Consider the following 11729-nt stretch of genomic DNA (forward strand, 5'->3'; position numbering starts at 1 on the left):
GGCGCCGATATAGGCGATCCCAGCGCGATTTCAAAAGAAAACGCCCCGGCAGCAGGGCCGGGGCGCGAAAATCGGTCGGGCCGGTCCTACTTGCAGCGCGCCGCCGCATCTTCCACCGCGGCGGTAAAGCCCAGCAGCGAGAACTTGTCCTCGGTCCGGGTGCCGCGCGAGGATACGCCGACCACGATCGCATCGGCTCCGCGTTTCATCGCGGCGATGATCTTGGCGTCGTCCTCGGGGCCGCTGGACCAGGCCCATTCGCCATCGGTGAACAACTGGAAGGTGTCGCTGCCGATGGTGACGGTCACGACGGACTCGGGCTTGAACGGATAGCCGCCGGTGAACGACACCTCGCCCGACACCCCGGCCTCTGGCCGGTAGCTCACGAACATCAGGATGTCGCCGCGGCTTACCGCGACCGGGCGGCCATCCTTGGTGTTCACGGTCTCTTTCGGCTTCGAGACGCTCCAGCATTCCTTCGGGCTCGCCTCGACGAACACGCTCCAGTCGGTGTTGGCCGCAACCCGGTTGTCGCTTTCGTCCTGCGCCGTTGCGCCCGTGGCGGCCCAGATCAGCGCCGCCGTGCACAAACCCAGTGCAATATTCGATTTCATGTCAACCACAGCCTCCAGCTGCCCCTGCCTCTTGGCCCTTGCGCCACCGCTTTTAGTGCGATCTTTTCAAGGCGCGCGCCGCGTTTCAACTCTGCGCGTCACACTAACGTAATCCCGCCGGTTTTTGAAAGCCCCGTTGGCGGAAAACCGCGCGTTCCCCGTAGCATGGAGGTGATGGATGACCGGAGCCGTCGAACTGACCGAAATCTGGCGCGCAGACCGTGTGGAATCGCTACATCTGGGCCATGTCGTGATCTGCAAACCCGGCGGCGAGATCGTGGACGCCTGGGGTGATCCCGAAACCGTGATCTATCCGCGATCGTCGGCCAAGATGATCCAGGCGCTGCCGCTGGTCGAGAGCGGCGCGGCGGAAGCGGCGGAACTGGGGACGGAAGACCTGGCGCTGGCTTGCGCCTCGCACAATGGCGCGGCGATCCATACCGAGCGGGTCACCGCATGGCTGGACCGGCTGGGGCTGGATGACGGCGACCTGCGCTGCGGCGCGCACATGCCGCGCGATCCGGCGGCGGCCAAGGTGCTCACCTGTTCGGACGAGGCACCGGGACAGGCCCACAACAATTGCTCGGGCAAACATGCGGGCTTTCTGACGCTGACCCGGCATTTGGGCGCGGGACCGGAGTATCTGGACCTCGACCATCCGGTGCAGGTGGCGGTGCGCGAGGCCTGGGAGGATGTGACCGGCGAGGCCGTGCACGGCTGGGCCGTGGATGGCTGTTCGGCCCCGAATTTCGCGACATCGCTGCATGGCCTGGGTCGCGCGATGGCGTTTTTTGCTGCGGCACGGGACGGCGCCGACACCCCGCGCGAGGCCGCCGCGGCGCGGCTCAGGCAGGCGATGGCGGCGCATCCCGAACTGGTCGCGGGCGAGGGTCGGGCCTGCACCGAGCTGATGCGGGCGATGGGCGGCGGCGTGGCGATCAAGACCGGCGCCGAGGGCGTGTTCGTGGCGATGCTGCCCAAGCAGCGGCTGGGTGTCGCGCTGAAGATCGCCGATGGCGCAACCCGGGCCTCGGAGGCGGCGATCGCGGCGGTGCTGGTGCGGCTGGGCGTGCTTGCGGCGGATCATCCGGCGACGCGCCGGTTCCTCGATGCGCCGATCGTCAATTGCCGGGGGATCACCACCGGCCATGTCCGCGCCGCCGCCGCGTTGCGGTGAGGCGTTTGCAGATTGAGCGCCTGCGGCGCGCAGGATGTGAGGGGCGAGGGGGCCAGCCCCCTCGCGCTCCCCCGGAGTACTTGAGCCAAGATGAAGATCAGGCGCGGTGGTAGGGGGTTCCGGCGAGGATCGCCGCGGCGCGGTAAAGCTGTTCGGCCAGCATCGCGCGCACCAGCATGTGCGGCCAGACCATCGGCCCGAAGCTGAGCGCGGCATCGGCATCGGCGCGCAGGTCGGGGGCCAGCCCGTCGGCGCCGCCGATCACGAAGGCCACGTCCTGCCGCCCGGTGTCGCGCCAGTCGGCAAGCTGGCGGGCGAAGTCGGGCGAGGTCATGGTGCGGCCGCGTTCATCGAGCACGCAGGTCAGCGCGCCGGTCGGGATGGCTTTCGTCAGAAGCTGCGCCTCGGCCCTCATGCCGCCACCCTTCCTGTCCTCGACCTCGACCAGCCGCGCCGGGCCAAGGCCCAGCGCACGGCCGGTGCGGTCGAATCGGGTGAGGTAGTCGTCGGTCAGGTCGCGTTCCGCCCCCTGGCGGGCGCGTCCGACCGCAACGATGGCGACCCGCATCAGGCCGAGGTGGGCGCGGGCGTGGTCGGCGGGGTCATCCACAGCTTTTCAAGCTGGTAGAAGTCGCGCACTTCGGGGCGGAGGACATGCACGATCACGTCGCCGGTGTCGATCAGCACCCAGTCGCCCTGGTCCTTGCCTTCGACCCTGGACAGCACGCCGAGGTTCTGCTTGAGCCGGTCGGTCAGCTTGTCGGCGATGGCCGCGACCTGCCGCGTCGAGCGGCCGGAGCAGATCACCATGTGATCGGCCATCGTCGATTTGCCCTTGAGCGGGATCGTGACGATGTCTTCGGCCTTGTCGTCTTCGAGTGAGGCGAGAATGGCGTCGAGCAGGGTCTTGCCCGTCACCGGTCGGGACGTGTCGCGCGCATCGTCCGACCAAGCGGCGTTCGCGCGGGCCGCGTCTGGCATTTGAGACAGATCAGTCTCCTCCTTCATGGCGCGCCGCTCATTCCCCGGCGCAAGGACATATTCAAGATAACATTGCACAGGGGCGATCTCAACGCCGGGCGGGCGAGGATTTTGCGACCTGTTGCATGTGGTTGCGGATGGGTGTCTATTTGTCGCCTGTGCTGGCGGTGTCGGGGGTGTCGCCCGTGTCGTCGCCGAGCATCCGCACCTCGCGCTGCGGGAACGGGATCGAGATGCCGTTGTCGCGGAACGCATCCCAGAGCGCGAGGTAGACGTTGCCGCGAATGTTGGTCAGCCCGCCGGTCGGGTCGTCGATCCAGAACCGCAGGATGTAGTCGACCGATGAATCGCCGAAGCCGACGATATGGCAGACCGGGGGACGGAAGCTGAGCACACGGTCGACAGACGAGGCCGCCGCGACAGCCACCTTGCGCACCTTGTGCGGATCGTCGTGATAGGCGGTGCCGAAAAAGATATCGAGCCGCACGAAGGCGTTGGTATGCGACCAGTTCACCACCTGCCCGGTGATCAGGTCTTCGTTCGGAATGAGGTATTCCTTGCCATCGCGGGTGACCACCGAGACGTAGCGCGCGCCAAGCTGCTCGATCCAGCCGAAGGTTTCGCCCAGGGAAATCACGTCGCCCGGCTTGATCGACTTGTCGAGCAGGATGATGATGCCGGACACGAGGTTGGACACCACCTTCTGCAGGCCAAAGCCAAGGCCCACGCCGATCGCGCCCGACAGGAACGCCAGCCCGGTGAGGTCGACGCCGACCGCCTTCAACCCGATGAACACCGCCGCACCGTAAAGCGACAGTTGCACCGCCTTGACGGTCAAGACCTGCATCGAGGGGCTGATGTCGGGGTTCTTGCGGATGCGGGTGGCCGAGTTCTTGGCGATGAAACGCGCGGCGGCGAACAGCACGGCAAGGATCGTGACCGCCTGCACGATGACCCAGAGCGACAGCCGCACCTGCCCGAGCTGCACCGCGATCCCGTCCATCAGGGCCACCGCATCGTCGGACAGGCCAAGGATCGAGACCGTGACCCAGACCCAGCCCGCCGTGCGGATGATCGAGCGCAGGAAGCGGTTGCCGATGAAGCGCGCGACCACGGCGATGACCAGCCAGGCCGAGGACAGCTCCGCGATGATCCCCAGGAGGTAGGAGCGCGACGGCCATGTCACCTCGCGCATCACCAGCACCACCGCCCAGATCAGCGTCACGAACATCAGCAGGCGCATCCGGCGGTGCACGATCACGCCCGCGCGCATCCGCCACTTCGGCCAGCCCTCGCGGTGGCGCAGCCAGTCCTGCCAGCGCGGACCGAGGATGCGGGCGGCGATATGCGCGGCCAGGAAGATCGCGATCACGATCACGACCTGGTAGGCGTTCCACGGGCGCAACAGCCCCTCGAGGAACAGCAGCATCTCGTCGAAGAGGCCAAGCGCGATGTCCTGCGGCGCGGGGCCGGTCGGCACCGTTGCTGCGCCCTCTGTCACCGCCTCGTTTTCCATCGCGCTCCTGCCCTCTTTCGCGCAAAGGTCGCAAATACGCGGGCGCGCGTCCAGCGCCAAGGCTTGCGGGAATCCTCGTGCCGGAGTATCTGGCAGGCATGAAACGGATTTTCGATATGGACGACCGCGCCCGGCTGCCCTGGCGGTTTCACGGCGCGACGCTCAGCATCCTCGCACGGCTCTGAGCCGCGCGCCCTATCCGTATTCCCGAATTCCGACCGCGACAGGAGAAACCGATGTCCGGCAAGACGCTCTACGACAAGATATGGGATGCCCACGTGGCCCATGAGGCCGAGGATGGCACCTGCCTGCTCTATATCGACCGCCACCTGGTGCATGAAGTGACCAGCCCGCAAGCCTTCGAGGGGCTGCGCATGGCCGGTCGCAAGGTGCACGCCCCCGACAAGACCATCGCGGTGCCCGACCACAACGTGCCCACGACGCTCGACCGCGCCAAGGGCATCGAGAACGAGGAAAGCCGCATCCAGGTCGAGGCGCTGGACCGAAACGCGCGCGAGACCGGCATTCACTATTACCCGGTGGACGATATCCGCCAGGGCATCGTGCATATCGTGGGGCCGGAACAGGGCTGGACCCTGCCGGGGATGACGGTGGTGTGTGGCGACAGCCACACCGCGACCCATGGTGCCTTCGGCGCGCTGGCGCATGGCATCGGCACGTCGGAGGTCGAGCATGTGCTGGCGACGCAAACGCTGATCCAGAAGAAATCGAAGAACATGAAGGTCGAGATCACCGGCAAGCTGAAGCCCGGCGTCACCGCCAAAGACATCACCATGGCGGTGATCGGCAAGACCGGCACCGCGGGCGGCACCGGCTATGTGATCGAGTATTGCGGCGAGGCGATCCGGGATCTGTCGATGGAAGGCCGCATGACGGTCTGCAACATGGCGATCGAGGGCGGCGCGCGCGCCGGTCTGATCGCGCCCGACGAGACCACGTTCGAATATGTGAAGGGTCGCCCGCATGCTCCGAAAGGTGCCCAGTGGGAAGCGGCGCTTGCCTGGTGGAAAACGCTGGTCTCCGACGACGACGCGCATTGGGACAAGGTCATCACGCTCGACGCCGACGAGATCGAGCCGGTGGTGACCTGGGGCACCTCGCCCGAGGACGTGCTGCCGATCACCGCGAAAGTGCCGGCGCCCGAGGATTTCACCGGCGGCAAGGTCGAGGCGGTCAAGCGCGCGCTCGATTACATGGGGCTGACGCCCGGCACGCCGCTGAATGAGATCAAGGTCGATGCGGTCTTCGTCGGCTCCTGCACCAATGGTCGGATCGAGGATCTGCGCGAAGTCGCCAAGATCCTCGACGGCAAGAAGGTCGCGGACGGCGTGCGGATGATGATCGTTCCCGGCTCGGGCCTGGTGCGTGAACAGGCCGAGGCCGAGGGGCTGGCGGACATCTTCAAGGCCGCGGGCGCGGAATGGCGGCTGGCCGGGTGCTCGATGTGCCTTGCGATGAACCCCGACCAGTTGGCACCCGAAGAGCGCTGCGCCTCGACCTCGAACCGCAACTTCGAGGGGCGGCAGGGCTACAAGGGCCGAACCCACCTGGTCTCGCCCGGCATGGCCGCCGCGGCTGCGGTGACAGGGCATCTGACTGACGTGCGGGAGATGATGTGATGGAAAAATTCGAGAAACTCACCGGGGTCGCGGCACCGATGCCGCTGGTCAATATCGACACCGACATGATCATCCCCAAGGTGTTCCTGAAGACGATCAAGCGTTCGGGCCTGGGTGTGAACCTGTTCGACGAGATGCGCTATGACCGCGAGGGCAACGAGATCCCCGATTTCGTTCTGAACAAGCCGCAATACCGCGACGCCGAGATCATCGTCGCGGGCGACAACTTCGGGTGCGGCTCGTCGCGCGAACATGCGCCCTGGGCACTGAGGGATTTCGGGATCAAGGCGGTGATTTCCACCAGCTTCGCCGATATCTTCTACAACAACTGCTTCAAGAACGGCATCCTGCCGATCGTGCTGCCGCGCGATGAGGTCGATCTGCTGATGGCGGACGCCGAAAAAGGGCAGAACGCGCGCATGACGGTGGACCTCGAGAACCAGGAGATCACCACCTCGGATGGCGAGACCATCGCCTTCGAGATCGACCCGTTCCGCAAGCACTGCCTGATGAACGGTTTGGACGACATCGGGCTGACGCTGGAGAAGAAAGCCTCCATCGACGCCTTCGAGGCGAGGGCCGCCGAGGCGCGGCCCTGGGTCTGATCCATATCTGGCAGGCATCCGACGCCGCACCACAACATCAAGGGCCGCCCCCATCGGGCGGCCTTTTTGTTGACCCATTGTTGATGCACAAAGGCACCAGTTCCTCCCCATTCCGGCCCAAAATATCCCGTCTTATGAACGCGTTACTTGCGGCGCTGGACTGAAGTGGGCAAGATTATGGCAAATATGAGGCAACCCGCCGCAATTGGCGGGATCAAGTTGGAACAAGGGCGGCAGCATCGAACTGCCCCCGGCCAGGTTGAGGGGTAGAACGGTGTTTTCAAGACTTCCGGGCGCTATTGCGCGCGCAATTCTCGTGGTGATCCTGATCGCCACGCCATCGCTGGTGCTGAACCATGTCAGTTCGGACACGACGCAGATCGTGGTGCTGATCGCGATTTTCGCCGGTGCCCTGACGCTGTTCGAATACGCCACCGCCTATCCGGGTCTGGTCGAGTTCCGCGACGCACCTCCGTTCAACCGCATCCGGTTCGCCAGCCTGTTCGTCACCGTGCTGCTCTTGTCGGTCGTGGTCCGCGGTGGCGACAGTTCGACCAGCGCGCATTTCGTCGAGGCAGTCGGGACGCTGATCGGAAAGGCCATCGACTTCCCCTATAGCCCGGTTCGGCTGATCGTGCTGATGCTGCCCGAGGATGCCTCGGCGCAGGACATCATCCTTCTGCGCACCATGGCCGGGGTCAGCTATCTGATTTCGCTGATCTCGCTGGCGGTGTTCCTGGTGGTGCTGCGTCTCACGCACTGGCCGCACAGCGCGCAGGGTTTCAACGTCTGGATCAACCTGCCGACCTTCGACCCCACCGTCGGCGGCGACGTGGTCGAGCGGCTGGAGCGCGACGCGCGGTTCAACATCGCGCTGGGCTTTCTGCTTCCGTTCATCTCTCCGGCCATCGTGCAGCTTGCGTCGGGCGTGTTCGGCTCGGTCTCGCTGGCCAATGAACAGACGATGATCTGGACGCTGACCGCATGGGCCTTCCTGCCCGCCAGCCTGTTCATGCGCGGCATCGCCATGCAGCGGGTGGCGACCATGATCACCGATCAGCGCCAGCGAAACACGGCGCGGATCGACGAGGACATGCTGACCGCCTGATGCTGCGCGCCCTCGCCCTTGCCCTCGCGCTTGTCCTGTCCGGGGCCGGCGCGGGCCATGCCGAAACGCTCAGGATCGCCACCTACAACACCGAGTTGGCACGGCGCGGGCCGGGGCTTTTGTTGCAGGACATCCTGAAGGGTGACGAGCAGGTGGCGGCGGTCGTGGCGGTGATCGAGGACGCCGACCCGGATGTGATCCTGATCACCGATTTCGACCATGACACCGAAGGCCACGCGCTGGCCGCCTTTGCCGCCCTGTTCGGTGAGGGGGCCTATCCTTTCACCTTCGCCGGGCCGCCGAACGCCGGGGTGGTCTCCGGGCTGGACCTCGACGGCAATGGCCGGCTGGGCGAGGCGCGGGATTCACAGGGCTATGGCCGCTTCACCGGGCAAGGCGGCATGGCGGTCCTGTCGCGGCTGCCGCTGGGCGAGGTGCGCGATTTCTCCGGTTTCCTCTGGGCCGATCTGCCCGGCGCCATTGCGCCCGAGGTGGATGGTGCGCCGTTCCCTTCGGCGGCGGCCCATGCGGCGCAGCGCCTGTCGTCGGTGGCGCATTGGGATGTGCCGGTCGAAACCGGCACCGGGCCGCTGCACCTCCTGGCCTTCCACGCCACAACGCCGGTCTATGACGGCCCCGAAGACCTGAATGGCCGCCGCAACCACGATGAGATTGCCTTCTGGCTGCGGCTCATGGACGGCGACCTGCCGTTTCCGCCGCCCGAGGGGCCGGTGGTGGTGATCGGCGATGCCAACCTCGACCCTGCCGATGGCGACGGGCGGCGCGAGGCGATCCGCACCCTTCTGTCCGACCCCCGTCTGCAAGACCCGGAACCGTCCAGCCCGGGCGGTCAGGCCGCCGCAAACCCCGCGCATACGGGCGATCCGGGTCTGGATACCGCCGATTGGACCGACCCGGTGCCGGGCAATCTGCGGGTGGATTACGTGTTGCCGGACGCCGGGTTGAACGTGACCGGGGCCGGGGTGATCTGGCCTGTCGATGGCCCGATGGCGGCCACGGTCGAGGCCGCCAGCCGCCATCGCCTTGTCTGGGTCGATATCGCCTTGCCTTAAGCCGCGAGTGTTTCGACCGGATCGGCCAGCGCGGCGCGCAGGGCCGCCTCAGGCGGGGTCGGTTTAAAATCCGGCAGCAGGTCGGCCAGCCGTGCCCCGTCGAGCCGCTGCGGCAGCGACCAGAGGTAACGCATCTCGATCAGCCCCGCCATCATCGGCATCACCGGCCTCAACAGCCGCACCAGCCCCCATTGGAACGGCTTGACCGCGACCGGCCGACCGAGGCTGCGCGAGATCGCGGCGGCAAGGTCGTTGCCCGACAGCGTGTAGCCCTCGAACGGCACATCCTCGAAATCCGACAGCCGGTCACGGATTTCGGCCAGCGCCACGGCGGCGCGGGCGGCGTCGGGCAGCCAGGCCCAGGAATGCGGCGCATTGGGGTCGCCGGGATAGCGGATGAAGCCCTTGGGCAGCGGCTTGACGATGTGGCTTTCAAACCAGTTGCCGCTGTCCACGCCGTCGATGAAATCGCCGCAGCGCAGGATGATGGTGCGGGTGCCGTGGTGGCGATAACGCGCCTCGGCCTCGCGCCGCAACCGGCCCAGCGGGTTTTGCACCAGGTGCGGCGTGTCCGGGCGCCAGGGCGACGGCGCGTCCGGCCCGTAGACATAGACGTTGCCCGGCACGATCACCGTGGACCCCGCCCGCCTGGCCGACCGCGCCACGCGGTCGTGCAGCGGCACCAATTGTTTGTCCCACAGGTGATAACCGGCAGGATTCCAGCCCATCAGCACGACATCCGCGCCGATCATGGCGCGCTCGAGGTCGTCGGTCTGGCGGTCGAACTGGCGCACCTGCCAGCCGGCATCGCTGAACGCGCGGGTGGCGTGACGGCCAAAGCGGCCCGAGCCGCCGAGGATGAGAGCGGTTTGTGACATGAGTGCCTCCTTTTCTGGCCTCAAGTTATCCATTCGTCGTCAAATAGGAATTGCCGGAAATCGAAGGTGTGGTATTCAATATTGAATGACTATGCCCTTCACCTCGCTCGACTGGTCGCTGGTTCAGGCGTTCCTTGCGGTGGCCGAAACCGGCTCGCTGTCCGCTGCCGCCCGTGCCACGGGGTCCAGCCAGCCGACGCTGGGGCGTCAGATCCAGACGATCGAGACCGCGCTGGGGGTCGAGCTGTTTCGCCGCCATGCCAAGGGGTTGGCGCTGACCGAGACCGGGCAGGCGATGCTGCCCGCCGCCGAAGCGATGCGCGAAGCTGCCGGGCAGATGGCGCTGATCGCCGCCGGTGAGGATCACGGGGTCGAAGGCACCGTTCGGCTGACCGCCTCGGTGGTGATGTCGCATTTCGTGCTGCCGCCGATCCTGGCCAGGCTGCGCCGTGATGAGCCGGGGATCACCATCGAACTGGTCGCCTCCGACAGTTCCGAGAACCTGCTGTTTCGTGAGGCCGATATCGCGGTCAGGATGTATCGGCCCGAACAGCTCGACATGGTCACCCGGCACGTGGCTGACCAGCCGCTGGGCATCTACGCAGCGTCGTCCTACCTCGACCGGGTCGGGCGGCCCCGAACGGTGGACGATCTGCTGGCGCTTGACTGGGTCGGGTATGACCGCAACGAGGTGTTGATCCGGGCGATGCGGCAGGCGGGTTGGCCGGTCAGCCGCGCGTTTTTCCGGCTGCGCACCGACGATCAGGCGGCGCATTGGCAACTGGTCCGCGCCGGGGGCGGGGTGGGCGTGATGCAACAGGCCATCGGCGAGGCCGACCCTGCGGTCGAGCGGCTCATGCCAGCGCAACCGCTGCCCAGTCTGCCGGTCTGGCTGACCGTGCATCAGGCCTTGCGCCGCGTGCCGCGCGTCGCCCGTGTCTGGCAGGCGCTGGCCGAGGGCCTTTCTTGACCGCGCACCCGCAACGGGCTAGGCGACGGGCAACACAATCAGCCCAAGGACAGCGACATGAGCACAGGCTCCATTCTCATCCTCCCCGGCGACGGGATCGGCCCCGAAGTCATGGCCCAGGTGCGCCGGATCATCGACTGGTATGGCGCCAAGCGCGGGCTGTCGTTCGACGTGAGCGAAGACCTTGTCGGCGGCGCGGCCTATGACGCCCACGGCGTGCCGCTGGCGGACGAGACCATGGCGCGGGCGCAGGAGGCCGACGCGGTGCTGCTGGGCGCGGTCGGCGGGCCGAAATACGACGATCTGGATTTCTCGGTGAAGCCCGAGCGCGGGCTTTTGCGCCTGCGCAAGGAGATGGACCTCTATGCCAACCTGCGCCCGGCGCAGTGTTTCGACGCACTGGCGGATTTCTCGTCGCTGAAACGCGACGTGGTTGCCGGGCTCGACATCATGATCGTGCGCGAACTGACCTCGGGCGTCTATTTCGGTGAGCCGCGCGGCATCTTCACCGAAGGCAACGAGCGCGTCGGCATCAACACCCAGCGCTATACCGAGAGCGAGATCGCCCGCGTCGCGCGGTCGGCCTTCGAACTGGCGCGCAAGCGCGGGGGCAAGGTCTGTTCGATGGAAAAGGCCAACGTGATGGAATCGGGCATCCTCTGGCGCGAGGTCGTGCAGAAGGTGCATGACGAGGAATACCCGGACGTGGAGCTTAGCCACATGTATGCCGACGCGGGCGCCATGCAGCTGACCCGCTGGCCCAAGCAGTTCGACGTGATCGTCACCGACAACCTCTTTGGCGACCTGCTGTCGGACGTGGCCGCGATGCTGACCGGCTCGCTCGGGATGCTGCCCTCGGCCAGCCTTGGCGCGCCGGCGGCGAATGGCCGGCCCAAGGCGCTGTATGAGCCGGTGCACGGCTCGGCCCCGGACATTGCCGGACAGGGCAAGGCCAACCCGATTGCCTGCATCCTCAGCTTTGCGATGGCGCTGCGCTATTCCTTCGACGAAGGGGTTGAGGCCGACCGGCTGGAAGCGGCGGTGGAAAAGGTGCTGGCCGACGGCGTGCGCACCCCGGACCTTCTGGGCGAAGAGGGCACCGACCCGGTCACCACCGAAGGCATGGGCGACGCGATCCTCAAGGCGCTGGACGCGAGCCTGTAGCCC

The 11729-nt window shown here is 66.5% G+C and carries 12 protein-coding genes; 7 read left to right on the plus strand and 5 right to left on the minus strand.

What is annotated here, in order from left to right; genetic code table 11:
* Positions 1–86: 86 nt before the first annotated feature.
* Positions 87–614, minus strand: a complete 528-nt coding sequence (locus tag FVF75_RS15370; protein WP_148379597.1) for an invasion associated locus B family protein — start codon at positions 612–614, stop codon at positions 87–89.
* 178 nt (positions 615–792) lie between these two features.
* Here FVF75_RS15370 and FVF75_RS15375 point away from each other — a divergent pair, with 178 nt between their 5' ends.
* Positions 793–1791, plus strand: coding sequence for an asparaginase (locus tag FVF75_RS15375; RefSeq protein ID WP_148379599.1), 999 nt, complete (start codon positions 793–795; stop codon positions 1789–1791).
* Positions 1792–1888: 97 nt separating this feature from the next.
* Here FVF75_RS15375 and rlmH read toward each other — a convergent pair whose 3' ends face one another.
* The 3 genes from rlmH to FVF75_RS15390 form a co-directional block, all read right to left on the minus strand.
* The gene (gene rlmH / locus FVF75_RS15380) at positions 1889–2359 is read right to left on the minus strand and encodes a 23S rRNA (pseudouridine(1915)-N(3))-methyltransferase RlmH (RefSeq protein ID WP_148379965.1); all 471 of its coding nucleotides are present in this window, start codon (positions 2357–2359) and stop codon (positions 1889–1891) included.
* Entirely contained in the window at positions 2359–2799 is a 441-nt protein-coding gene (gene rsfS / locus FVF75_RS15385; protein ID WP_148379601.1) for a ribosome silencing factor, read from the minus strand. Before rsfS ends, rlmH begins: the two co-directional genes overlap by 1 nt.
* 118 nt (positions 2800–2917) lie before the next feature.
* A complete protein-coding gene (locus tag FVF75_RS15390; RefSeq protein WP_148379603.1) occupies positions 2918–4288 on the minus strand; it encodes a mechanosensitive ion channel family protein in 1371 nt (456 codons plus the stop codon).
* 236 nt (positions 4289–4524) lie between these two features.
* Here FVF75_RS15390 and leuC point away from each other — a divergent pair, with 236 nt between their 5' ends.
* The 4 genes from leuC (at position 4525) to FVF75_RS15415 (ending at position 8714) form a co-directional block, all read left to right on the plus strand.
* On the plus strand, positions 4525–5928 hold the full coding sequence (gene leuC, locus FVF75_RS15400) for a 3-isopropylmalate dehydratase large subunit (RefSeq protein WP_148379605.1): 1404 nt from the start codon (positions 4525–4527) through the stop codon (positions 5926–5928).
* Entirely contained in the window at positions 5928–6533 is a 606-nt protein-coding gene (gene leuD, locus FVF75_RS15405) for a 3-isopropylmalate dehydratase small subunit (RefSeq protein ID WP_148379607.1), read from the plus strand. Before leuC ends, leuD begins: the two co-directional genes overlap by 1 nt.
* Positions 6534–6807: 274 nt before the next feature.
* Entirely contained in the window at positions 6808–7641 is an 834-nt protein-coding gene (locus FVF75_RS15410) for a hypothetical protein (RefSeq protein ID WP_246138109.1), read from the plus strand.
* Entirely contained in the window at positions 7641–8714 is a 1074-nt protein-coding gene (locus FVF75_RS15415) for an endonuclease/exonuclease/phosphatase family protein (RefSeq protein ID WP_246138110.1), read from the plus strand. The genes FVF75_RS15410 and FVF75_RS15415 overlap by 1 nt, the downstream gene beginning before the upstream one ends.
* Here the strand turns inward: FVF75_RS15415 and FVF75_RS15420 are convergent.
* A complete protein-coding gene (locus FVF75_RS15420) occupies positions 8711–9592 on the minus strand; it encodes a Rossmann-fold NAD(P)-binding domain-containing protein (RefSeq protein ID WP_148379611.1) in 882 nt (293 codons plus the stop codon). The genes FVF75_RS15415 and FVF75_RS15420 overlap by 4 nt on opposite strands.
* An 85-nt stretch (positions 9593–9677) precedes the next feature.
* Between FVF75_RS15420 and FVF75_RS15425 the strand changes: the two genes are divergently transcribed.
* A complete protein-coding gene (locus FVF75_RS15425) occupies positions 9678–10562 on the plus strand; it encodes a LysR family transcriptional regulator (protein ID WP_148379613.1) in 885 nt (294 codons plus the stop codon).
* Positions 10563–10619: 57 nt separating this feature from the next.
* Positions 10620–11726: a 3-isopropylmalate dehydrogenase gene (leuB, locus tag FVF75_RS15430; RefSeq protein WP_148379615.1), complete on the plus strand. Its 1107-nt coding sequence runs from the start codon at positions 10620–10622 to the stop codon at positions 11724–11726.
* Positions 11727–11729 lie beyond the last annotated feature (3 nt).

The sequence above is a fragment of the Maritimibacter fusiformis genome (assembly GCF_008086115.1).
Lineage (GTDB): Bacteria > Pseudomonadota > Alphaproteobacteria > Rhodobacterales > Rhodobacteraceae > Muriiphilus > Muriiphilus fusiformis.